At 64.0% G+C, this 22631-nt stretch carries 19 protein-coding genes; 12 read left to right on the top strand and 7 right to left on the bottom strand.

The genetic code is table 11. The annotated features are described in order from the left end of the window. Positions 1-9 precede the first annotated feature (9 nt). Positions 10-549: a hypothetical protein gene (locus QYC26_RS13625; RefSeq protein ID WP_317512765.1), complete on the top strand. Its 540-nt coding sequence runs from the start codon at positions 10-12 to the stop codon at positions 547-549. On the opposite strand, the gene QYC26_RS13620 is transcribed toward QYC26_RS13625, so the two are convergent. After that, complete coding sequence (locus QYC26_RS13620) at positions 525-1304, bottom strand: SDR family oxidoreductase (protein WP_317512764.1); 780 nt, start codon at positions 1302-1304, stop codon at positions 525-527. The two genes, QYC26_RS13625 and QYC26_RS13620, sit on opposite strands and share 25 nt — an antisense overlap. After that, the gene (locus QYC26_RS13615; protein WP_317512763.1) at positions 1301-1669 is read right to left on the bottom strand and encodes a dihydroneopterin aldolase; all 369 of its coding nucleotides are present in this window, start codon (positions 1667-1669) and stop codon (positions 1301-1303) included. Before QYC26_RS13615 ends, QYC26_RS13620 begins: the two co-directional genes overlap by 4 nt. A gap of 122 nt (positions 1670-1791) precedes the next feature. On the opposite strand from QYC26_RS13615, the gene QYC26_RS13610 reads away from it, so the two are divergent. From QYC26_RS13610 to QYC26_RS13595, 4 genes are read left to right on the top strand one after another with little or no spacing between them, the layout of a single operon-like run. Continuing rightward, on the top strand, positions 1792-2307 hold the full coding sequence (locus tag QYC26_RS13610) for a GNAT family N-acetyltransferase (RefSeq protein WP_411197602.1): 516 nt from the start codon (positions 1792-1794) through the stop codon (positions 2305-2307). Positions 2308-2350: 43 nt separating this feature from the next. Continuing rightward, positions 2351-2920, top strand: coding sequence for a DUF1285 domain-containing protein (locus QYC26_RS13605; RefSeq protein ID WP_317512761.1), 570 nt, complete (start codon positions 2351-2353; stop codon positions 2918-2920). Continuing rightward, a complete protein-coding gene (locus QYC26_RS13600) occupies positions 2917-3522 on the top strand; it encodes a CoA pyrophosphatase (protein WP_317512760.1) in 606 nt (201 codons plus the stop codon). Before QYC26_RS13605 ends, QYC26_RS13600 begins: the two co-directional genes overlap by 4 nt. 35 nt (positions 3523-3557) lie before the next feature. Next, positions 3558-4727 carry a CCA tRNA nucleotidyltransferase gene (locus QYC26_RS13595; RefSeq protein ID WP_317515074.1) on the top strand — a complete coding sequence of 390 codons (1170 nt, stop codon included), beginning with the start codon at positions 3558-3560 and terminating at the stop codon, positions 4725-4727. On the opposite strand, the gene QYC26_RS13590 is transcribed toward QYC26_RS13595, so the two are convergent. The 3 genes from QYC26_RS13590 to QYC26_RS13580 all read right to left on the bottom strand — a co-directional run bounded on the left by QYC26_RS13590 (position 4703) and on the right by QYC26_RS13580 (position 9827). Beyond that, a complete protein-coding gene (locus tag QYC26_RS13590) occupies positions 4703-6430 on the bottom strand; it encodes a bifunctional diguanylate cyclase/phosphodiesterase (RefSeq protein WP_317512759.1) in 1728 nt (575 codons plus the stop codon). The two genes, QYC26_RS13595 and QYC26_RS13590, sit on opposite strands and share 25 nt — an antisense overlap. Before the next feature lie 47 nt (positions 6431-6477). Next, positions 6478-8724 carry a DNA topoisomerase IV subunit A gene (gene parC / locus QYC26_RS13585; RefSeq protein ID WP_317512758.1) on the bottom strand — a complete coding sequence of 749 codons (2247 nt, stop codon included), beginning with the start codon at positions 8722-8724 and terminating at the stop codon, positions 6478-6480. Positions 8725-8879: 155 nt separating this feature from the next. Then, complete coding sequence (locus QYC26_RS13580) at positions 8880-9827, bottom strand: LysR substrate-binding domain-containing protein (protein ID WP_317512757.1); 948 nt, start codon at positions 9825-9827, stop codon at positions 8880-8882. Between the two features lie 126 nt (positions 9828-9953). Here QYC26_RS13580 and QYC26_RS13575 point away from each other — a divergent pair, with 126 nt between their 5' ends. From QYC26_RS13575 to purQ, 7 genes are all read left to right on the top strand, one after another. Beyond that, the gene (locus tag QYC26_RS13575; RefSeq protein ID WP_317512756.1) at positions 9954-10121 is read left to right on the top strand and encodes a hypothetical protein; all 168 of its coding nucleotides are present in this window, start codon (positions 9954-9956) and stop codon (positions 10119-10121) included. A 232-nt stretch (positions 10122-10353) separates the two neighbouring features. Further along, on the top strand, positions 10354-12723 hold the full coding sequence (locus QYC26_RS13570; RefSeq protein WP_317512755.1) for an HAD family hydrolase: 2370 nt from the start codon (positions 10354-10356) through the stop codon (positions 12721-12723). A 3-nt stretch (positions 12724-12726) separates the two neighbouring features. Next, complete coding sequence (locus tag QYC26_RS13565; protein ID WP_317512754.1) at positions 12727-13542, top strand: class I SAM-dependent methyltransferase; 816 nt, start codon at positions 12727-12729, stop codon at positions 13540-13542. Positions 13543-13664: 122 nt separating this feature from the next. Beyond that, positions 13665-14444, top strand: coding sequence for a phosphoribosylaminoimidazolesuccinocarboxamide synthase (gene purC / locus QYC26_RS13560; RefSeq protein WP_317512753.1), 780 nt, complete (start codon positions 13665-13667; stop codon positions 14442-14444). A 110-nt stretch (positions 14445-14554) separates the two neighbouring features. Beyond that, positions 14555-17458 carry a M16 family metallopeptidase gene (locus QYC26_RS13555; RefSeq protein WP_317512752.1) on the top strand — a complete coding sequence of 968 codons (2904 nt, stop codon included), beginning with the start codon at positions 14555-14557 and terminating at the stop codon, positions 17456-17458. Between the two features lie 64 nt (positions 17459-17522). Then, positions 17523-17756, top strand: coding sequence for a phosphoribosylformylglycinamidine synthase subunit PurS (gene purS / locus QYC26_RS13550; RefSeq protein ID WP_317512751.1), 234 nt, complete (start codon positions 17523-17525; stop codon positions 17754-17756). Positions 17757-17760: 4 nt separating this feature from the next. Continuing rightward, the gene (gene purQ, locus QYC26_RS13545; protein WP_317512750.1) at positions 17761-18429 is read left to right on the top strand and encodes a phosphoribosylformylglycinamidine synthase subunit PurQ; all 669 of its coding nucleotides are present in this window, start codon (positions 17761-17763) and stop codon (positions 18427-18429) included. Positions 18430-18532: 103 nt separating this feature from the next. On the opposite strand, the gene QYC26_RS13540 is transcribed toward purQ, so the two are convergent. Continuing rightward, entirely contained in the window at positions 18533-20956 is a 2424-nt protein-coding gene (locus tag QYC26_RS13540; protein ID WP_317512749.1) for a TonB-dependent receptor, read from the bottom strand. Positions 20957-21165: 209 nt separating this feature from the next. Next, entirely contained in the window at positions 21166-22572 is a 1407-nt protein-coding gene (locus tag QYC26_RS13535; protein WP_317512748.1) for a radical SAM protein, read from the bottom strand. Positions 22573-22631 lie beyond the last annotated feature (59 nt).

The following is a 22631-nucleotide window of genomic DNA, read 5'->3' as shown; positions in this document are numbered from 1 at the left end:
TTGAAGAAGATGCGGGTCATTCTTCTCGCGCGCCGGGTCCCCGGCAAGGCCGACGCCGTACAGTTAATGGCGCCTGACGCGCAGATTCCGTGGAGCGAATCGGCCAGCGACCGGATTCGCGGGATCTTGAGCGAGGCGACGGCACGCGGCGCACCGCCGCGCATCACCGGCGTCGGCAACGCCTTTCATACCCCCGGCGCAATTCCGGGCGAAGGCGAAACGCAGATCTTCCTGAACACCGAAACCGGCGATCCCGTGTCGCTGCTCGTGCTCCGCCGGCCGGGCCAGGCGCCGCGCTGGGCGGTGGCGATGGGCGAGATTGTCGATGAAGCGGCGCGCCCGCCCGCGGCCGATACGCTGCTCTGGTACCGCCTCGCCTGCTCGCTGCCCGCGCGCCTGCCGGATTCGAGCCTTGAGGGCACCGACCCTGCACAGGCGCAGACCGCGCGTGCCGATTACAGCATCATCCGGCGCGGGCTTGGCGCGTGCACGCGCACCCGCATTCCCGCCACCCCCGACGCGGCTCAGGCGCCCTCGCGCTCCATGTAAAGAAAGTCGCGTTCAAAATTGGTTAGGTTCGCGCCACCATCGACATAGATGACCTGTCCGGTGGTGGCGCGGGCGCCCGCGAGAAAGAGCACCGCATCGGCGATATCCGCCGGCTCGGGGAGCCGCTCCAGGGGCATGGTGCCGGCAAGCCGCGCCATCTGATCGGGCTGATACTCCCCCGTTGGCAGCGTCAGCCCCGGCGCAACCGCGCAGACGCGCGCGCGCGGAGCAAAAGCGCGGGCGAGCATTTCAGTCGCGCCCGCCAGCGCCAGTTTGGAAATCGTGTAGCTCGCCTGATCGCGCCCCGGATGGCGGATCCGCTGATCTAGAATATTGACGATCACGGCGGGTTGTTCGGTCGAGGCCGCCGCCGCGACATCGCGCGCCAGCAGCACCGGCGCGGCGGTGTTGACCGCGAAATAGCGCGTGAGCGCATCGAAGGTCATCGTCTCGGGATCATCCGCCCCGAACACCGAGGCGTTATTGACGAGCAGTGTCGGCGCCGCACCGAAATGCGCGGTCACCCGCCCGATCAGGGTGCCAACCGCCGCAGCATCGGAAAGATCGGCCGCAAAGCCGTGCCAGACCGCCCCCAGCCGATCGAGCTCGGCGCGCAGCCAGGCATCGGGTTCCGATGACGTACGGCCGTGCAGCGCAAGCGCCCAGCCCGCCCCCGCCAGCCGCGCGGCAATCGCGGCGCCCACGCGGTGGCACCCGCCGGTAACCAGCGCCAGCCTGTGCGGCGCAGCCGTCACCGGCGATGCCTCGTCAGCGAAATGCCGATCGATTCATCGGCCTCGGCAATTGCGACCTTGATGATATCGACCTGTACCTTCTGCACGCGCTTGTCCTGCAGGAAGAGCGTTTCGCAGATATGGTCGGCAACCGCCTCGACCAGCGTGAAATGCAGCCCTTCGGGGAAGGACGACATGGCGTGCTTCAGATCCATATAGTTCTTCGACGCCGCCAGCGGCGTATCGGGATCGAAACGCGGCGAACAATCGAGATCGACGCGCACCGAAATGCGCAGCGGTTGAGGAAGATGCGTCTCCTCCGAATAAATGCCCGTCAACACGGGCACTTCCAGATCCAGAACCTGCAGCTGCAACCTGTCTTCCATCGATCTTTCTTTCCGGGCGCGCCGCGGGCCGGTGCGGCCCGCCTTCGATTCGCGCTTTCATTCAGTGCGGAAACCGCTAAAGCGCCTCGCGCCGAAGGTCCATCACACCCAACAGAAAGGATATGCCTGTGGCAGACATTGTGCCGCTGGCGCGCATCCCCGTACAGGATGTGGAAAAATTGCTCGACACCGCGTTCGGGACGGACCGTTTCGGCCGAACCGCCTATCGGCTGCGCAAGGGCACCCGCCCCATTCCCGAACTGAGCTTTGCGACGATCGACGAGACCGGCGCGCTGATCGGCACGATCCAGTGCTGGCCGGTCAAGCTGGTGGACGATGCGGGCAACCAAACGCCGATGGTGATGCTCGGCCCCGTCGCGGTCGAACCCGCGCTGCAACAGGGCGGCATCGGCCGCGCGATGATGCGCGCGACGCTCGACGCCTGGGAGAAACTGAATCTGCCCACGCTGATGATGATCGGCGACCCGGAATATTATGGCCGCTTCTTCGACTTCACCGCCGAGGATACGGGGGCGTGGGTGATCGACGGGCCGGTGGAGCGCCGCCGCCTGCTGGCACGCGCGCATCCGGGCGTAACCATTCCGCATAGTGGCGAAATCCTGCCGCGCACCGACTGATCCGGCTTTGCGCTTGGGGCGATGTTCGCCTAATCGACATGCCATGCCAATGCCTCCCCTCCCCGACAACCTCGCCGAACTGTCGCTGCCCGAGATCGCGAAACTGGTCGAGGAACGCCGGTTGCCGCCCGTCGAAAGCTGGAACCCGCCCCATTGCGGCGACAGCGAGATGCGCATCGCGCGCGACGGCACCTGGTATCATCAGGGATCGCCCATCGGCCGCCCGGCGATGGTCCGGCTGTTCTCGACGATCCTCCGCCGTGAGGCGGACGGGCGGCACGTGCTCGTCACCCCCGTCGAAAAGCTCGACATCGCAGTGGACGATGCGCCGTTCCTCGCGGTCGAGGTGAAGGTGGACGGCGAGGGCAGCACCGCCTGCCTCGCCTTCCGACTGAACACGGGCGACATGGTCATGGCCGGCCCGGACAATCCGATCCGCTTCACCATGGTGGAAAATGGCCCGCACCCCTATCTTCATGTGCGCGGGGGGCTGGAGGCGCTGATCGTGCGCAGCGTATATTATGAGCTTGTGAACATCGCGCTCGACAATGGATCGGACCCGCCGGGGATCTGGAGCGCAGGCAGCTTTTTCGCGTTGGAGCCCGAAGCATGACGACACTTGTCGAACAGGTCCGCCGCGCGCTGGAACGCGGCCATGATCAGGAACCGATCCTGCTGACCGGCGACAATGCCGACGATATCCTCGACGCGCGCGAGGTCTATGTGCCCGCCGCCGTGCTGATCGCGATCACCGACCGGCCCGATCCGGGCGTGATCCTGACCCAGCGGCCCAAGACAATGCGGCACCATGCCGGGCAGATCGCCTTTCCGGGCGGGCGGGTCGATCCGGAAGACGTCGATCTGGTCCACACCGCGCTGCGCGAGGCCGAAGAGGAAATCGCCATGCCGCGCGATGCGGTGACCGTCATCGGCACGATAGACCGGTATCGTACGATCACCGGCTATCACGTCACGCCCGTTGTCGGCGTGGTCCAGCCCGATCTGCCGCTGCGCGCCAATGCCGCCGAGGTTTCCGACTGGTTCGAGGTGCCCTTGTCGTTCCTGCTGGAACCGGGCAACCATATCGAACAGGCGGTCGAATGGCAGGGCCGCGAGCGCCATTATTACGAAATCACCTATGGAGGCCGCCGCATCTGGGGTGCGACGGCGGCCATGATTGTCAATCTGGGTCGGAGGATCATTTGGGCGGCTTGATTTTGCCGGAGGCGGGATGGCGCACGCGCGAGGGCATGGATGCGTTGCTCGGCGCGCTCGGCGCAGGCGAAGGGCTGTCGCGCTTCGTCGGCGGCGCGGTGCGCGATACGCTGCTGGGGCTCGATGTGCAGGATGTCGACATCGCCACCCGGCTGATGCCCGACGACGTGATGAAAAGGCTGCGCAAGGCGGGGATCAAGGCGATCCCCACCGGCATCGAACACGGCACGGTGACGGCGATCCTGAAGGATGGCCCGGTCGAGGTGACGACGCTGCGCCGCGACGTCTCAACCGATGGCCGCCGCGCCACGGTCGCCTTTTCCGACGACTGGCGCGAGGATGCCGCCCGCCGCGATTTCACGATCAACGCGCTCTATGCCGATCCGCTGACCGGCGAGATCCACGACTTTTTCGGCGGCATGGACGATCTGGCGGCGCACCATGTCCGCTTCATCGGCGACGCGCTGACACGGATCGCCGAGGATCATCTGCGCATCCTGCGCTTCTTCCGCTTCCATGCCCGCTTCGGCAAGGGCAGCGCCGACGCCGAGGCGGTCGACGCCTGCCGCGCGCGTTCGCGCGACCTGATGGCGCTTTCGCGCGAACGGATCGCCGACGAACTGCTGAAGCTGCTCGCGCTGCCCAATCCGGCGCCCACCATCGCGCTGATGCTCGAACTCGGCATTTTCTCGGCGGTCATTCCCGAAATCGATGCGACATCACTGGTCCGGCTCGAACAGCTGCTCGCCAACGAGGCGCGCACCACCACCGCGCCCGATCCACTGCGTCGGCTGATCGCGCTCGCCCCGCAGGATACCGGCCCCGCCGACGACATCGCCGCGCGGCTGCGCCTTTCCAATGCCCAGCGCAAGCGGATCGGCACCGCGCTGACGCCCAACACTGCCGGGCCGATGGAAATGCTCTATCGTTGGGGGCCGGAATCGAGCGCCGACCGGTTACTCCTTTCCGACGCCGAAGGCGACGTGATCGCCGCCGCGCTGACGCGCATTCGCGCCAGCGAACGGCCCAAGCTGCCGCTGGGCGGCGGTTCGCTGGTGGAACGCGGGCTCAGCGCCGGCCCCGTCGTCGCCAAGGCGCTGCAAACGGTGGAACGCCGCTGGATCGACGAGGATTTTCCGGGCCCCGAACGGGTGAACGCGATTGCCGACGAAGTGGTCGGTCAGCTGTTGGACGCGCGCCAATAGGCATAGGCGGCGTCGGCATCGAGCGGGCAGGAATAGTAAAAGCCCTGCCCCATCGCGCAGCCAAGCGCCGCCAGCGTGCGCGAGAGTTCGACCGTCTCGATCCCCTCCGCCGTCGTCTTCATGCCGAGCGCGTCGGCCAACGACAGCACCGCGCGGACGATGGCAACCTTGTTGCGATCTTCCAGCATGCCGGTGATGAAGCTGCGGTCGATCTTCAATATGTCGATCGGCAGGCGCTGGAGATAGGCCAGGCTTGAATAGCCGGTGCCGAAATCGTCCATCGCCAGCGTGGTGTTGAGTTCCTTCAGCGAATCGAGCACCGCGACCGCGCGTTCGGGATCGGCAATCACCGCGCTTTCGGTGAGTTCGAGCGTGAAGCGCCGTCCCTCGATCCCGGCCCTGCCAAGTTCCTGCCCCACCACCTGCGCGATATCGTCGCGCGAAAGCTGAATGGCGGAGAGGTTGACGCTCATCTTCACCGGCACCGGGGCATTCGCACGGACATCCCATGCGGCAAGCGTGCGCGCCGCCTCGCCCAGCGCCCAGCGGCCGAGCGGAACGATCAGCCCCGATTCCTCGGCCACGGGAATAAAGTCAGCCGGTGTGATCTCGCCCTGTTCGGGATGCTCCCACCGCGCCAGCGCCTCGAACCCCGAAACACGGTCGGTCGCAAGGTCAACGAGCGGCTGGAAGGCGAGATGGAGCTCGCCATTGTCCACCGCGCGGCGCAGTGCGGTTTCAAGGCTGAAACGCCTGCGCGCCATGTTGAAGGTGGTCGGCTGATACACCTCTATCTCGCCGGTTTCCTTTGCGCGCTTCAGTGCGAACTGGGCGCTGCGAACGAGCTTTTCGACATCGCCCGTGTCCTCCATCACCGCGCAGCCGATCGAGCATTCGACACTGATTTCCAGTTCCGACAGGCGAAAGGGCGCGCCCAGCACGCTCTGGATACGCTGCGCCACCTGCACCGCATCGTCCTTGCCGTCGTGCAGGCGGATCAGCATGCCGAACTCGTCGCCGCCCAGCCGGGCGAGTCCGTCGCCCGCACGCAGCGCCTGGGTCAGCCGCCGGGCCACCGTGATGATCAGTTCATCGCCCGCCATTGGGCCGATATATTCGTTGATCCGGCTGAACCGGACGAGATCGACGATCAGAACCGCGAAATTGCGCTCATCCTCGCCCGCCATCTGCTCGACCATCTCGGTAAAGCCCGCACGGTTCCTCAGCCCCGTCAGGCTGTCCGACAGCATTTCGCGGCGCAGGCTCTGCTGGGTTAGCATCTCGGCGGTGCGGTCGATGAGCGACATCATGCAGCGCGGCCCCTGTCCGTCGCGGTCCATCAACCGGGCGAGACGCACCGTGAAATGGCGCCCGCCAATCTCGTCCCCGTCGCGCCACTGAAACTCGGCATCGGGGGCCGCGCCTTGCAGGAATGCGTCAACGCGCGCGCCAAGCCCGTTGCGGTCAAGGATCAGCAGCGGCTTGCGCGCACGCGGCTGGAGCGGCTTTTCGAAATGCTTGAAAACCGTATTGCTGCATTCGATCGAGCGCCCCGCGACACCGCTGCGAATGACGGCGGCGGCGATGGGAAGCGCATCAAGATAATGCTGCCGCGCCGCGATGAAGTGCGGCAGATGCTCCAGAATCGGATGATCCTGCGTGCGCGCGTCTTCGGGCAATTGCGGATCGGCTACGGAAGGCATGCACCCGGGTTAAGGGGGGCTGGTTAACGATCCGTGAAACGATCCGTTCAGCCGAAACGATTGTTTCTCGGGAAACCCGTAGGCGGCATGCGGCCCGCAGCACCGCGCGCCACGCGCCACGGCGTCAGGTCCGCTTCGGTGCGCGTCCGGCCGGTTTCACCGCCCATCGTCCAGCTAAGCCCCTCCTCGAACCGGAAGGCAATCGCGTCGGAAAGCCCGCCATCGCGGTAACGCTGCAGCGTGACGCCCTGCCCGCGCGCCATTTCGGGCAGCTCGCCGATCGGGAAGACGACGAGCTTGCGGTTATCGCCGATCACCGCGACATAATCGGCCTCTGCCGGAATTTCGCGGATGATCTTGAGCCGCGCACCGGGGCGCACATTGACAAGTTGCTTGCCCTTGCGGGTTTCGGCAATCGCGTCGCTCATCGCCGCCACAAACCCACGCCCGTCCGACGAAGCGAGCAGCAGCTTGCCCTGGGTGGCGGGCATCAGTGCGATGATCCCGGTTTCGGCATCGATATCGATCATCAGGCGCACCGGCTCACCAAAACCGCGCCCGCCGGGCAGCTTGTCCGCCGCGAGCGTATAGAAACGGCCATTGTCGGCGGCGAGCAGGATCTTGTCGGTCGTCTGCGCGTGGAAGGCAAAGGCCGGGCCGTCGCCTTCCTTGAACTTGGCGGCATCCGCCGAGGCAAGGTCGTTATGCCCCTTCATCGCGCGGATCCAGCCGCGTTGCGACATGATGACGGTGATCGGCTCGCGCTCGACCATGGCTTCCAACGGGATTTCACGCGCGGGCGCGGCTTCCTCGATCAGCGTGCGGCGGCGCCCGATCGCGGTTTCGGGGCCATAGCGTTCGCGCACCTTGGCCAGATCGCGCTTCAGCTGGGTGCGCTGACGCGCCGGGCTGTCGATCAGCGCCGCCAGCGTCTTGCGTTCGGCGTCGAGCGTATCGCGCTCCTTGCGAATTTCCATTTCCTCAAGCCGGCGCAGAGAGCGCAGCCGCATGTTGAGGATCGCCTCGGCCTGTCGGTCGGTCAGCCCAAATTCGGCCATCATCACTTGCTTGGGTTCATCCTCGGTGCGGATGATCTCGATCACCCGGTCGAGGTTGAGATAGGCGACCAGATAGCCATCGAGCAGCTCGATCCGGTCGTCGATCCGCGCAAGCCGGTGCTGCGAGCGGCGCACCAGCACCTCGATCTGGTGCTGCAGCCACGCGACGAGCACTTCCTTCAGGCTCATCACGCGCGGCGTGCGGTTGGCGTCGAGCACGTTGAGGTTGAGCGACACGCGCGTTTCGAGGTCGGTCAGCCGGAACAGGCTTTCCATCAGCATGTCGGGTTCGACCGTGCGGCTGCGCGGTTCGAGGACGATGCGGATCTGTTCGTCGGATTCGTCGCGAATATCGGCGAGGATCGGCAGCTTCTTTTCCGAGATCAGATGCGCGATCTGCTCGATCAGCTTCGATTTCTGGACCTGATAGGGAATTTCGGTGATCACCGCGACCCAGGTGCCGCGCCCCTCATCCTGCTTTTCCCAGCGCGAGCGGACGCGGAAACCACCGCGCCCCGTGGCATAGGCCTCGGCAATCGCAGATGCGCTGTCCACCACCACGCCGCCGGTCGGGAAATCGGGGCCCTGCACAAATTGCAGCAATTGCGCGTCATCGACCTCGGGCTGGTCGACCAGCAGCATCGATGCATCGATCAGCTCGGCCACATTGTGCGGCGGGATCGAGGTTGCCATGCCCACCGCAATGCCGCTGGCGCCATTGGCGAGCAGATTGGGGAACAGACCGGGGAAGATCTCGGGCTCTTCCTCCTCACCATTATAGGTCAGCCGGAAATCGACCGTGCCTTCGTCGAGTCCGGCCATCAGGTCGTTCGCCGCCGCCGTCAGCCGCGCCTCGGTATAGCGCATGGCCGCGGCGTTATCGCCGTCGACATTGCCGAAATTGCCCTGCCCGTCGACCAGCGGGTAGCGCAACGAGAATGTCTGCGCGAGGCGGACCATCGCGTCATAGACCGACTGGTCGCCATGCGGGTGGTATTTGCCGATCACATCGCCGACGACGCGCGCGCATTTCTTGTACCCGGCACTGGGATCGAGCTTCAGCAACCGCATCGCCCAGAGCAGCCGCCGATGCACCGGCTTCAGACCGTCGCGCACATCCGGAAGCGAGCGTGCCGTGATCGTCGACAATGCATAGACAAGATAGCGCTCGGACAGGGCGCTATCGAACGGGGCATCGATGATCTGGTCGAAGGGATCGGTAAAATCTGTTGCCATTCCCTATCAGTAGCAGGGCGGATTTCCGGTGGCGAGGGGCCGTTTCCGATTCGTTTCACGGGATGGCTCGGGCCGTCGCTTCGGCGCTTGACCGGGGCGTACTATTTCAATAGCACACAAGTTGATCAGCGTGGTCGCATCGCTGCGCGATCCTCTCAACTGCGCGGCGATGCGGCCGTTTCCACCGGCCCTGTAAAACACCCATATTCGTCGGTCGCCGCATCCTTTTCCATTTCGCCAAGCAACCAATCGCGAAACGCCCGCACCTTGGGCGCGTGGCGACGATATTCGGGATAGACCAGCCAGAAATGCCGGCGGCCATAAGCGACCGCATCGATCGGCGCGACCAGCCGGCCCGAGCGCAGTTCGGGCAGCCACATTGCGGGATTGATCACCGCCACCCCCTGCCCGGCAATCGCGGCATTGCCCTCCAGAATCTGCGAATCGAGACGCAGCCCCGTGGCTGTTCGCTGTCGCCGCGCGCCTCCGCCCACGGCATCGAGCCATTGATCCCACCACACGTCGTCGGGCGACAGGCGCGGCAGCGCCATCACATCCGCGGGCGTCGCGACGGGGGGATGCTTTGCGAGGAAGGCCGGGCTGGCAAGCGGCAGGATCGGCACACGCATCAGGAAATGCGACACCAGCCCCGGCCAGGGATCGGGGCTGTTGCGGATGGCGACATCGACCTCCTCGCGCGCAAAGTCGACGATATGGTCGGCGGTGTGGAGCCGCACGGCAAGCCCCGGCCGCTGCATCTGAAACCCGCCCAGCCGAAGCGCCAGCCAGTTCGAGGCAAAGGTGTTCGAACAACTGATCGTCAGCACCGCCTCACTATCGGTGCGCGCAATGCCGAACGCATCGTCGAGCGTATCGAACGCCCCCGACACCATCGGCGCGATCCGCCGTCCGGTTTCGCTCAGCTGCACCTGCCGGCCGACACGGTGGAACAGCGCGGCCCCCAGCCGCTCTTCCAATAATTTCACCTGATAACTGACGGCCGCCTGCGTCATCCCCAGCTCGTCCGCCGCCTTTGTGAAATTTTCATGACGCGCGGCGGCTTCGAAAACCCGAATGGCGGCAAGGGGCGGGATACGACGCATGCCCTTATCATAAGCTCTACTTATGAATGTCGTCCAATGATTAGTTGGTATCGGTGCGCCCCACGGCGCATATCGACGCGGCAAGCCAAGACCTTGCTTCACCCCCTGAACGACCGGAACCAAGCCATGACCCGCGATGAATTGGAAGGCCGCATCTGGGCCGAGCATCAGCATGACCTTGCCACAGGTTTTTCGGCATTTACGAAGGATGTCCTGTTCACCTTCGACCGGCTTGTGGCGCATCTATACGAAGCCCCCTGGCGCGACGCCGCGCAGCGCAAGCGCTGCAACTGACGCCAACACCCAAACGGGCGGCCTCCCCCCACTCCCTCTGGGCCGCCCGCACCGGTCCGTTGCCCGCTCCCTTGCAAGGGCAACGGACCATCCTATCCCCGGCCGCTACGGCCTGCCAAAAATCTCCGCCGCATCGCCCTGCGCCCCGGTTTTCATCCTAAATTAAGCCTGACGGCATGGTCCGACAGGAATGCCGTCCTTTGACAATGTCGATCGGATGGAGATCAGGATCATGGATTATGTCGTTCGCCCGCATGCGCTGGCCAGCCTGCTGGTGGATGCCGCGCCGGGCATCGAGATCCTGTCGCTCGACTGTTTCGACACGCTGATCTGGCGCAATGTGAATGCCCCGGTGGATGTGTTTGCCGATCTGCCCATTGCCGGGGGCGCCATTCCCGAACGTCAGTTTGCCGAAGCCAAGGCGCGCAAGCTCGCCGCCGTACGCCACGCGCGCGACGAGGTGACGATCGACGAAATCTATGCCCAGCTTATGCCGCACGCGAACGACTCCGAACGTGCAGCGGCCATCGAGCGCGAACTCGAGGCCGAAGCGCGCCACTGCTACGCCTTCGCACCGACCTGCGCGCTGATCGCCGACGCCAAGGCTCGCGGGCTTCAGGTCGTGATCGTGTCGGACACCTATTTGCCGGAATCCCAGCTCCGCACGCTCATCGCACGCGCCGGGGGAGAGGATCTTGCCGCGATGATCGACCGGATCTTCTGTTCAAGTGCGTTCGGCAAGCCCAAGGCGGCCGGCCTTTTCGCACCCGTTTTGGCGGAACTGGGGATTTCACCCGAGGCGATCCTCCATGTCGGCGATAACAAGGCAGCGGATCAGACCGCACCGTCAGCGCTCGGCATCAACACCGTCCATATCCGCCAGTTCGATGACAGCACCCAGAACCGCCTGCGTCTCGAAGCGGTCGCCGCCACCGTGATGGATCCGGACACGCGTGTTTCGATCCCGGCCTTTCAACCGCACCGCGCCCAGATCGCCATGCGCGAGGAAAGCGCGCCCGATCATGTGCTCGGCCATGACGTATTCGGGCCGGTGATGAATGATTTCGCCGAATGGATCGCGGCAGAGGCCGATGCGCTCGAAGCTTCGCTCGGCAAGCCCGTAAAGCTGCTGTTCCTACTGCGTGACGGATATTTGCCGCATCAGGCTTTTTTGACGCGCTATCCCGAACGCGCCGAACGCTGCGCGGCGATCGAACTCAGCCGCTTCACCTCGACAGCGGCGGGGTTTGTCGATGCCGATGCGATCGCCAAATATCTGGAAGCCAATATCCACGACATCCCGACCTCGGTGATGGCGCACCAGATGCTCCTGTCCGACAAAGAAGCAGACAAGCTGTCACGCGACGGGGCCCGCAAGTTTTTTGCACGGATGCGTCAGGACGATTGGCAGGCCAAGATTTTGGCACGCTCCGAGCGTTTCGGCAAAAGGCTCGCCGCCTATCTCGCAACCAAGGGCGTGGCGCAGGGCGATGCGGTGATGCTCGTCGATCTCGGCTATAACGGCTCGGTCCAGAACTGGGTTGAACCGCGGCTGACAAGCGCGATGAACCTGACGGTCGCCGGTCGTTATCTGATCCTGCGTGAATCCACCCCATCGGGTCTCAACAAACGCGGCTTCCTCAGCGTGGCGGATTATGACAACCGCGCGCTGCGCGCGCTGTGCGAATCGATCGCGATCGTCGAGCAATTCTGCACCGTGGCCGACGGATCGGTGATCGATTACCGCGAGGACGGCAAACCTGTGCGCAAGGCCGCCGATATCAAGGGCGCCCAAAGCGCCTGCCGCGATGTCGTGCAGCAGGCCTGCCTGTCCTTCATCCGCGCGCGCCGCGAAACACCGGGCATGAAGCGCCCGCCGCTGTCGGACGATTTCACCAGCCGTCGTCGCGCCAGCGCCGCCATCCTGTCGCGCTTCCTTTCGCTGCCTACCGACGAAGAAGTCCGCGCGATCCAGCATTTCCGCCACGACGTGAACCTTGGTACCAAGGCCACTCAGCCGCTTGTCGATCTGGACGCCGCGCAGGAAGGCATGCGCCGTCGCGGACTGTTCTACGTCAAGAATTCCGACAGCATGTTCCTCCCCGGCGAGCTTCAGCAACGGGGCATTCACGTCAATCTCAGCCTATTCGGATCACGCCGTTACGGCCTTGATCTGCGCAAGCACGATTTCGACGCTGGCCAGATCGACCTGCCGATCCTGATCGCCGACGGCAAATCGGTCAGCAACGCCAGCATCGAAGCCTATCCCACCGCCGATGGCTATTATCACGCGCTCATCCCGATCGGTGTCGCGCAGTTGACGATCGGCCTGCAGCTCTGCCGCCTGTATGAATGGGTGCAGATCGAGGAAGTCCGTTTCGTCCATGTCGAAAATGTCATGGAAAATGGCCGCTCGCTACCCGCCATTCCCGTCTATGATTCGATGGAGCAGACCGCACCGGGCCTTTTCCGCTGCACCGCCGCCGATGGCATCATGCTCGTCCAGCCCCCCATCGGCCGTCACAGCGACGCCATGGCGCTCAGCATCGTATTCCGACCGGTGGTCGCTCGTACCGCCCCGCCCCTAGCACAAGCAGCTTGAGTTGTGACTGATCTCCTTATCCACAGCATGTCCGAATTCTCCGAGATCATTCTCGGGATCCTTGACCGCGCCGAAGCGCAGAACATTGCCGAGATCGGCGCCGAATATGGCGGCATGTCGGCACGGCTCGCCGAATTTGCAGCGATGCATGACGGCAGCCTCACCAGTATCGACCCGGCGCCCAAGCCGGAATTCGTGCAATGGGCCGCGCAAAACCCAACGGTGCGGCATATTGCCGAGCCCAGCCTCAAAGCCATCGGCACGCTTTCCGGCATCGACGCCTGGCTGATCGACGGCGATCATAACTGGTACACCGTCTATAACGAACTGAAGCAGATCGACGCGCTTTGCCGGCGCGACAACAAGCCCTTTCTGGCGATCTTGCACGATATCGACTGGCCCTCCGGGCGACGCGACATGTATTATGCGCCCGAACAAATCCCGCTCGAATTCCGCCACGACCATGATTTCGAGGGCGGGGCCGTCCCCACAGACCCTTATCTGCATCCCGGACGCGGATTTCGCGGGATGGGGCATTTTGCCTGGGCCAAGCATGAAGGGGGGCCGCGCAATGGCGTGCGCACCGCTGTCGAGGATTTCATCAAGGACATAGCCGCAGACGGGCGCGAAATTGCATTGGCCGAAATTCCGGCGATTTTCGGGCTCGGCATATTGTTCTCGATGGACGCGCCGTGGAGTGCCGCCATCGCAGAGCTTGTCCTGCCCTATCACCGTAATCCTCTGATTGCCTCGCTGGAGCGCAACCGGCTGGCCAACTACCTGACGGTGCTCGAATGGCAGGACCGGACAGCCGCCTGAAACGGCCAGCGACATAATTGCGTTGCGCATGACAATCGTCTATAGGCGCAGCCCTTCCCGCCCCGGCCAGCGCTTCCTATTTAAGGTGCGGCCGGGGCATATGTTTTCAGGGGTAAAAGCCAATGGCACGCCGCCGCCAGATCTATGAGGGCAAGGCCAAGATCCTTTACGAAGGTCCCGAACCCGGCACGCTGATCCAGTATTTCAAGGATGACGCCACCGCGTTCAATGCCCAGAAAAAGGGCACGATCAACGGCAAGGGTGTGCTCAACAACCGTATTTCCGAGCATATCTTCACGCTGCTCGGCAATATCGGTGTACCGACGCACTTCATCCGTCGCCTCAACATGCGCGAACAGCTGATCCGCCAGTGCGAGATCGTTCCCATCGAGGTCGTCGTGCGCAACGTCGCCGCAGGCTCGCTGACCAAGCGCCTCGGCATCGAGGAAGGCACCCAGCTGCCGCGCACGATCGTCGAATATTATTACAAGGACGATGCCCTTGGCGATCCGATGATCGCCGATGAGCATATCGCCTGTTTCGGCTGGGCCAGCCAGGAAGAAATGCACGACATCGCCGACATGGCGATCCGCGTGAACGACTTCATGTCGGGCCTGTTCGCGGGCATCGGCATCCGTCTGGTCGATTTCAAGCTCGAATTCGGTCGCATCTACGACAACGACTATTCGCGCATCATCCTCGCCGACGAGATCAGCCCCGATGGCTGCCGTCTGTGGGACATGGCCTCGGGCGAAAAGCTCGACAAGGACCGGTTCCGTCGCGATCTTGGTGGCGAAGTCGAAGCCTATCAGGAAGTGGCGCGCCGTCTCGGCCTGCTGCCCGAAGGCGCCGAGAACGCGATCCTCGATCTCGAAACCCACCGCAAGAAGCGCGGCAAGTAAGTGACGTCGCGGCGCGCGCGGGCGACAATGCCCGGCGCGCGCCGCCGTCTCCGCCCAGCGCGATTCCCTGCGGCATTGACAAGCGCTGGCCGCGATGGTGCTGAGGCACCATGACAATTTCCCGCCGCTTCGGCCCACGCTTCCCCTCGATCCTCACCTTGTTCCTCGCCAGCACCGCGCCGCTCGCGCTGGGCGCCTGTCAGGCCGCGCCCGAACGCCCGGCGCTTACCGCCCCCATCCCCGCGCCCGTGGCAGCCGCCTGGGGGTTCGATCAGGGTGATGTTCCGCCCGACCGCGAATGGCGATACGGCGTTCTGCCCAACGGCATGCGCTATGCGATCCGCGCCAATGCTACCCCGCGCGAGGCCGCATCGCTGCGCCTGCGCTTCGATGTCGGATCGACTGCCGAGGCCGACGACCAGCGCGGGCTTGCCCATTTCCTCGAGCACATGGCGTTCAACGGATCGAAGAACGTCCCCGAAGGCGAGATGGTGAAGATCCTCGAGCGCCACGGCCTGGCCTTTGGCGCAGACACCAACGCCAGCACCTCGTTCACCGAGACGGTCTATAAGCTCGATCTGCCACGCGTGGACGACGAAACGGTCGACACCGCGCTGATGCTGCTCGATGAAACCGCGCGTAACCTGACAATCGCGCCCGAGGCCGTGAGCCGCGAACGCGGTATCATCCTTGCCGAACGCCGCGCACGCGACCAATATGGCCTGCGCCGGCTGGAACATCTCTTCGCCTTCGCACTTCCTGATGCGACGATTTCGCGCCGCATGCCGATCGGCGATCCAGAAGTGATCCGCACCGCGCCGCCCGAGCGCATCCGCGATCTCTACGCCCGCTATTATGCGCCGCAGCGCGCGACGCTCATCGTCTCCGGCGATATCGATCCCGCCGCGATGGAACGGCGCATCCGTGCGCGTTTTGCCAGCTGGAAACCGGCGCCCTCCGCGCCCGATGCGCCGCTCGGCACGGTCGATCCCGCCCGCCCCATGGCCGCCGCCTATTTCCAGCATCCCGATGTGCCCGTGAGCGTATCGATCCTGGCGCCGCAGCCCATGGATAGCGCGCCGGACACCGAACAGAGCCGGTTTCAGTCGATGCTCGAAACGCTGGGCAATGCCATCCTCTCGCGCCGGCTGGCCAAGCTCGCGCGTGCCGAAGATGCGCCGATCATCTCGGGCGGGGCCAGCAAGAGCCGGCTCGCGCGCACGGCGAATATGGCGACGATCGACATTTCGGCCAAGGGCGATGACTGGCAGCGCGCGCTTACCATCGGCGAACAGGAACTGCGCCGCGCGCTCGAACACGGCTTTACGGCCAGCGAACTCGCCGAACAGCGCACCAATATGCGCCGCAGCTTCGAAATCGGCGCGAACCAGGCCGAAACGCGCCGGTCTGCGGCACTGGCCGATACGTTGGCCGGGGCGCTCGAATCCCGGCTGGTGGTGACGAGCCCCGCGCACCGGCTCGAACGCTTCAAGGCGCGCGAGGGGGATATCACGCCCGACGCCGTCAACGCGGCGTTCCGCAAGCAATGGCAGGGCGTAGAGCCGCTCATCCATATATCGGGCAAGGCCGCGCTGCCGGATGCCGCCGACACGATATTGGCCGCGTGGCACAAGAGCGCCGCCACACCGGTTTCCGCCGTTGGTGATCAGGGCCTGACCGAATTCGCGCACAAGGATTTCGGCGCGCCCGGCACGATCGTGGCCGATACGGTGATCCCCGATCTCGGCATCCGCACGCTGCGCTTCGCCAATAATGTCCGGCTAAACCTGAAGACCACCGATTTCGAACGCGGTCGCATCCGCCTCACGCTCAAAGTCGCAAGCGGCGCGCTGGAATTCGACAAGGACAAGCCGGGCTTGCGCATGTTCATGAACAGCGCCTTTGCCGCCGGCGGCACAAACGCGCACAGCCTTGATGACCTGCAGAGCCTGTCGGCCGGGCGTTCGGTTTCACTCGGCCTTGCCGCCAGCGACGAAAGCTTCGGCACCTCCACCATCACCACGCCCGAGGATCTGGAGTTTCAGCTTCAGCTCCTTACCGCCTATCTCACCGCGCCGGGCTTTCGTGCAGAGGGGCAGATGCAGTGGCAGAACCGCGTGCCCGTTGCCTATGATACGTTCGATGCCTCCCCCGCCGCCATCGCCTCGCGCGATGTCGCGCGCATCGTCGCAGGCGGCGATCCGCGTTTCGGCGTGCCCGAGCTCCCCCAACTCCTCACACGCAATATGGGCGAACTGCGCGAGGCGACCGCGCGCGCCTTTGCCAAGGGCGCGATCGAGATCGGCATTGTCGGCGATGTCGACCAGCAAGCGGCCATCGACATGATCGCGCGCACCTTTGGCGCCCTACCCGTGCGCGATGCCGAACCGGGCCGTTTCGCGGAGGCGCGCCGCATCGCCTTTCCGCACGTCCCGGCCCCCGTCACGCTCTACCATCAGGGCAAGGCCGATGAAGCGATGCTGATGGTCTATTGGCCGACGACCGACGACAGCGATTTCAAGCAGGATGCCACGCTTTCGCTGCTCGCCGCCGTGATGCGCCTGATGCTGACAGAGGAACTGCGCGAAACGCTGGGCGCCACCTATTCGCCCTCGGCCGCGTCGAACACTTCCTCGGTCTATCCCGGCTTTGGCCAGCTGGTCGCCAGCACCAATCTTGACATCGAGGATATCGCGCGTGTCGAGGCCGAGATCACCGCCATCGCCGCCCGGCTGCGCGATAAGCTCGTGGACGACGACATGCTCAACCGCGCGCGGCGCCCGATTCTGGAGCGGCTGGCCAAGGCCCCGCGTGAAAATGGCAGCTGGATCGGGCTCGCCAGCGAGGCGCAGTCCGCGCCCGAAAGGCTTGACCGCTATCGCACCGCGCCCGCGGTTTTCGGCGCGATCACGGCGGCCGAACTGCAGGCCGCGGCGCGGCGCTGGCTCGATCCGGCCACCCCGCTCACCATCCGGATCGTGCCCGAAAACACGCCCGCAGCGATGAAACCTTGAACCGCGCGGCTTGCGAGGCCATAGAGCCGGCAGATTTCCCTATCCAGCCAGCGAGACTCGAACGATGAAGACCCGCATTTTCGTGACCCTGAAGGGCGGCGTGCTCGACCCGCAGGGCAAGGCCATCCACCACGCGCTGGAAGGCCTTGGCTTTAACGGCGTCAACGACGTGCGCGCCGGCAAGCTGATTGAACTCGATCTCGACGCAAGCGTTACCGATGCACAGATCGACGAGATGTGCCGCAAGCTGCTCGCCAACACGGTTATCGAAAACTACCGCATCGAACGGGGAGCCTAATCCCATGCAGACCGCCGTCCTTGTCTTTCCCGGGTCCAATTGCGACCGCGACCTGGCGGTGGCGCTGGAACAGGTCACCGGCAAGAAGCCGCACATGGTGTGGCACACCGAAACCGAACTGCCCGCCAATCTCGGCCTGATCGGCGTCCCCGGCGGCTTTTCCTATGGCGATTATCTGCGCTCGGGCGCGATGTCGGCCCGCAGCGCGGTGATGCGCGCGGTGGTGGAACAGGCCAATCGCGGCGTTCCGGTGTTCGGCGTGTGCAACGGCTTCCAGATCCTGACCGAAGCCGGCCTGCTTCCAGGCGCGCTGATGCGCAATGCCGGGCTGAACTTCGTCTGCCGCAACGTCGCGCTGACGGTGGAAAACGACAGCTCGATGTTCACCAAGCTCTACAAGCAGGGTGAGCAGATCACCGTTCCGGTCGCACATCACGACGGCAATTTCTTTGCCGACGACGAAACGCTCGACCGTATTGAGGGCGAAGGCCAGGTGGCCTTCCGCTACGCCGAACAGGTGAACGGTGCCGCGCGCAACATCGCCGGCATCCTCAACGAACGCGGCAATGTGCTGGGCATGATGCCGCACCCCGAACGCATGGTCGAACCCGCCCATGGCGGTATCGACGGTCGCCGGCTGTTCGAAAGCCTGCTCGAAACCGTCGCGGCCTGATCGCGAACGCAACCGAACATGAAAAGGGGCGCCACCGGCGCCCCTTTTTGTTTGTCCGCCGATGCGCGGAAAGGGACGGCCAAAGCCGCCCCCGCCCTATGGTTCAGAAATCGGCCTTCAGCGTCACGCCGTAAGTCCGCTGGTCGCCCGGCTGCCCCACGACAAGCCCGGTGCTGCCCGATTGGGTGGCCAGAACCTCGTAATATTTCTCGTTGAACGCGTTCTTCACCCAGCCAAAAATGTTCCAGCGGTCCTCTGTGCGGAAGCCCAGACGGAAGTTCGCGAGCGAATATCCGTTGATATCGGTATAGGCCGAGCGCGACGGGTTGGACGAGAATTTCGAGCGGTAATTGCCGTCGAACCCCAGATAGACCTGACCATCCTGCCCGAGCAGCTTGGCCGGCAGATTATATTCGCCGCCATAGGAAAACGCCCATTTCGAAATGCCGGGCAGCCACTGGCCCGAAATGTCGCAATTAGCGGGGCTGAACCCATTGGGCGTCCCCGGCGCGCTGGGCGGGTTGGCCGCCGACGCGGCACGGCCGCCCGAAAGCTCGGGCGGGCACGGCGCATCGACGAACTTTACATATTCATGGTCGGTGAAGGCGCCGCTCGCATAAAGGCTCAACCGCTCGCTCGGGCGCACCGAGAAATCGGCCTCGATCCCGCGCACGCGCACCTTTTCGGCATTGGCAAGATAACCGCGCAGAACGCCCAGCTGGCCATTGGTCACCGTTGCCTGATAATCGCGGATCTCGGTCCAGAAGCCCGAAAGGTTGAAGGTCGCCCGGCGATCCCAGAACTGGGTCTTCACGCCCACTTCATAATGGTCGACCTTTTCCGGCTTGACCGCACCGACCGCCAGGATCGGGTTGTTGTTCGCATCGAGCGGCAGGCCCGACAGGTTGATCCCCCCCGATTTGAAGCTCTTGGCATAGGTGGCATAGGCCATGACATCATCGGCCACGTCATAGGAAACGGTAAGGTCGCCCGATACGTTCCAGTCGCTGAACTCAGGATTGTAGCTCTGCGGTGCCAGCACGCCGCGCTGCTCGCTGGTCAGCTGGGTGCTGCCGCTGCCCGTGGTGACCACCGCGACATAGGAACCCTGTTTCTTGTCATAGTTGAGCCGCAGCCCCGGCTGGATGCGCAGGCGATCGGTGACCTTCCAGCTCAGCTGCCCGAAGGCGGCAAGGCTGGTGCTCTTCAGCACGATGTCGTTTTCCGAACGCAGCCCGTTCAGCACCGACGGATCGTTCGCGCTCGGGCTTGTGGGGTTGAGCAGCCAGCGGCTGGCGGCCGGCCCCTGTTCCTGCGCGCCGGTGGTGTGCTGTTTCTGGTGATAGGCGAACAGGCCGACGACATAATCGAACCGGTTGCCCGACACCGCATAGCGGATTTCCTGCGAATACTGGTTCTGCTTTGACGGGTTGGCCGAAACCGTGGTGATCGGCAGCCCGATAAAGTCGCGGTCGTTCGACGGCCCCCAGTTCCAGAAGCGCCATGCACTGACCGAAGTGAGCGTGCCCGGGCCGATATCCCATTCGGCGCGCAGCGAGACGCCGCCGATTTCCTGAAACGCATCGAGCGGGCTATCGAGATCGGTCAGCCGGTCAAAGGCGTTGGTGCTGGGCGGCGCATAGTTGAACGCGGCGGCAAGCTCGGCGAACTGGCGGTTGAGTGACCGCTGCGTCGCGCCGGTGCGGACATAGATCTGCGCGCAGCATTCGGGGTCCTGCCGGTTGTAATCGCCCGACAAGGTGAGATCGAGATTGTCGGTCGCGCGCCACAATAGCTGGCCCCGAATGCCCAGATTGTCCTGCTCGTTCACCCAGCGATCGGTGGCGACATTATAGATCGTCCCGCGCCGCTTGCCCGACGATGCCGCCAGCCGCACCGCCAGCTTGTCGTCGACAATCGGGCCCGAAATCGACGCCTTGGCTTGGACCAGGCCGAGATTGCCGATGGTCACCTCCGCGCGCGCCTCAGGCGTGAAGCTGGGCTGGCGCGTGGTGATGTTGATCGCGCCCGCCGTCGTGTTCTTGCCGTACAGCGTGCCCTGCGGGCCGCGCAGCACCTCCACCTGCTCGACATCGAGAAAGTCGAACGTCGCCGCCGCGATCCGGCTGTTATAGACCTGATCGATATAGACGCCGACGCCCTGTTCGATGCCGTCATTTGTCAGCCCGAAGGGCGCACCCAGCCCGCGGATATTGGCCGCCGAGTTGCGCGGGTTGGTCGAATAAAATTGCAGCGACGGCTGCAACTGGGTCAGCTTCGACACGTTGAACGTCCCCGTCGCCTCGATCGCCTTGGCATCGACCACCGACACCGCAAGCGGAACGTCCTGCAGCGATTCGGTCCGTCGGCGCGCAGTCACCACAATGCCGCCATCGTCCAGCACGGCGGCGCTGTCCGCGCTCTCCTCTGCCGTGGTTTCAGATGCCGGTTCAGCGGCTTGAACGATTCCCGGAACCGCCAGCGCGAACAAGGCAACGCTCGAAAACAATAACTTATCTCTGGTCATCGGATAGTCCCCCATCATGCGAGGAATTCTCTACTATTTAACTAGAGATAAAGGGAACATAGATTTTCTTGGCGCGCAAGCACGCTCTGCTTTGGGTAGGCCAGGCTGGATCAAAGGTACGGCGCACGGTCACGCCAAAGGACGAGGCGCCCCCGGCGCCCCGCCTCAAACCGCAGTCAAATTGCGACGCATCATGCGCCCAAACCGCCTCACGCGGCCGACAGAAACCCCGTGAGGTTGCCCATAATCGCACATGGGCGGCGCAAGCGCTGATCACGCATTGCCTCGCAAAACTGGTGATATTCCGGGTGGCTCTCAACGAACACGGCCTTGTCGGCATATTCTGCAACCGAAAACGTCCCCCAATTGGTCACCCGGCTGAAATCGATGCTATCCGCGCCAATGCGCTCACACAGATCCACCGCTTCCCCCATCTCGCGATAATTTTCGCGCTGCACGGTGAAGCGGAGATTGAGCCTGTCGACCAGACCTTGGCGGCGCAGCTCTGCGGCAAAAGCCAAATTCCGCTCCATGGTTTCCCAGCGCGCGCCCCGGCGCAGCAATTCATGCGTCGGCCCGGTCGCCGCGTCGAGGCTGATCTGCAGGCTCTTGACCCGGCCGTGCAGTGCGGGAAAGCGCGCCCACTCGCGCGGGGTGAACAGCATCCCGTTGGTCATCACAATGAAGCGCAGATCGGGATAATCCTCGGGAACGAGGCGTTCGAGCAGTTGACGAAAATTCTTCGACGCAAAGGGATCACCCGATCCGGTGATGAACACCGTCTGGGTATTGGCGAGCAATGGCAAAATCGCATTTTCCTGCAACCGCGCATAGCGCGCGCGCGTCTCGCTATCGGCCGCGATTTTTTCGGTCCGGCAACTCGGGCAACTCAGGTTGCACGTCTTGTCATAGGCAAGATTGACGGTCACCGGGCCATGATCCAGCTCGGTCTCACCGGCATCGATCAATGCCCGCCAATAAGGCGATTTTGCAGCGACCTCCGCCTTGGATTGCAGCAGGTCACGCTGAATCACGGGGCAATCCATCTTGTTGCAATGGCGGAAACTGCCATCATGCATGCTCGCCCGGATGCGCTGCGCATTTTCGGAATTCCAGACTTCCCGCCATGTTTTCCGATTCAGGTCTCCGGCCGATAACGGCAGATAACTGGCGCAGCACAAATTGCTCGTGCTCTCGAGCACCTCGAGCCGTTCAAAGGGGTCGGGGCAGAATTTCCCTTTGAGCGCATAACGTGGATTGTCCGGATCCATGCGCCCCAGCACGTGAAAAAGCGCGCCCTGCACCAATGGGGACTGGCTGACCCGCACCGACAGGGCGCCCAGGCTGCTCGCCGCTGCAGCCAGATCGCCGCCATAGGCCAGGCACATCGCATGCAAAACTTCGAGCGCATGGCCCATATTGCGGGGCATTGACGCCGCAATCTCAAGGCGATCCGCGATCAGTTCCGGCAGATCAGGAACCATCGCGAGAAATTGCGGAAACGCCTCCCATATCTCGGGATGATCATTATTGTCGCACAGGTCATTGACCAGCAGCAGGGCGATTTCGCCGGCCAAGGGCACCTGCCGCGCGCCCGTATCCGCCTGCAATCCCATCTCCGCCTGCCCCATGTCTTTGCACCCCGATCCTTGCTTACCCGTCCATTATAGACGGC

It is taken from the genome of Sphingomonas sp. C3-2 (assembly GCF_033025475.1).
Lineage (GTDB): Bacteria > Pseudomonadota > Alphaproteobacteria > Sphingomonadales > Sphingomonadaceae > Sphingobium_A.
The sequence above is the reverse complement of the archived record's forward strand: the minus strand, read 5'-3'. Positions and strand labels throughout refer to the sequence as shown.

Excerpts from the sequence above, each read along its gene's own strand:
- parC (WP_317512758.1), bottom strand. The coding sequence starts at position 8,724 with ATGGCAACAGATTTTACCGATCCCTTCGACCAGATCATCGATGCCCCG.
- purQ (WP_317512750.1), top strand. The coding sequence starts at position 17,761 with ATGCAGACCGCCGTCCTTGTCTTTCCCGGGTCCAATTGCGACCGCGAC.
- QYC26_RS13570 (WP_317512755.1), top strand. The coding sequence starts at position 10,354 with ATGGATTATGTCGTTCGCCCGCATGCGCTGGCCAGCCTGCTGGTGGAT.
- QYC26_RS13535 (WP_317512748.1), bottom strand. The coding sequence starts at position 22,572 with ATGGGATTGCAGGCGGATACGGGCGCGCGGCAGGTGCCCTTGGCCGGC.
- QYC26_RS13615 (WP_317512763.1), bottom strand. The coding sequence starts at position 1,669 with ATGGAAGACAGGTTGCAGCTGCAGGTTCTGGATCTGGAAGTGCCCGTG.
- QYC26_RS13555 (WP_317512752.1), top strand. The coding sequence starts at position 14,555 with ATGACAATTTCCCGCCGCTTCGGCCCACGCTTCCCCTCGATCCTCACC.
- QYC26_RS13610 (WP_411197602.1), top strand. The coding sequence starts at position 1,792 with ATGCCTGTGGCAGACATTGTGCCGCTGGCGCGCATCCCCGTACAGGAT.
- QYC26_RS13605 (WP_317512761.1), top strand. The coding sequence starts at position 2,351 with ATGCCAATGCCTCCCCTCCCCGACAACCTCGCCGAACTGTCGCTGCCC.
- purC (WP_317512753.1), top strand. The coding sequence starts at position 13,665 with ATGGCACGCCGCCGCCAGATCTATGAGGGCAAGGCCAAGATCCTTTAC.
- QYC26_RS13595 (WP_317515074.1), top strand. The coding sequence starts at position 3,558 with ATGGATGCGTTGCTCGGCGCGCTCGGCGCAGGCGAAGGGCTGTCGCGC.
- QYC26_RS13575 (WP_317512756.1), top strand. The coding sequence starts at position 9,954 with ATGACCCGCGATGAATTGGAAGGCCGCATCTGGGCCGAGCATCAGCAT.
- purS (WP_317512751.1), top strand. The coding sequence starts at position 17,523 with ATGAAGACCCGCATTTTCGTGACCCTGAAGGGCGGCGTGCTCGACCCG.
- QYC26_RS13625 (WP_317512765.1), top strand. The coding sequence starts at position 10 with ATGCGGGTCATTCTTCTCGCGCGCCGGGTCCCCGGCAAGGCCGACGCC.
- QYC26_RS13590 (WP_317512759.1), bottom strand. The coding sequence starts at position 6,430 with ATGCCTTCCGTAGCCGATCCGCAATTGCCCGAAGACGCGCGCACGCAG.
- QYC26_RS13600 (WP_317512760.1), top strand. The coding sequence starts at position 2,917 with ATGACGACACTTGTCGAACAGGTCCGCCGCGCGCTGGAACGCGGCCAT.
- QYC26_RS13540 (WP_317512749.1), bottom strand. The coding sequence starts at position 20,956 with ATGACCAGAGATAAGTTATTGTTTTCGAGCGTTGCCTTGTTCGCGCTG.
- QYC26_RS13580 (WP_317512757.1), bottom strand. The coding sequence starts at position 9,827 with ATGCGTCGTATCCCGCCCCTTGCCGCCATTCGGGTTTTCGAAGCCGCC.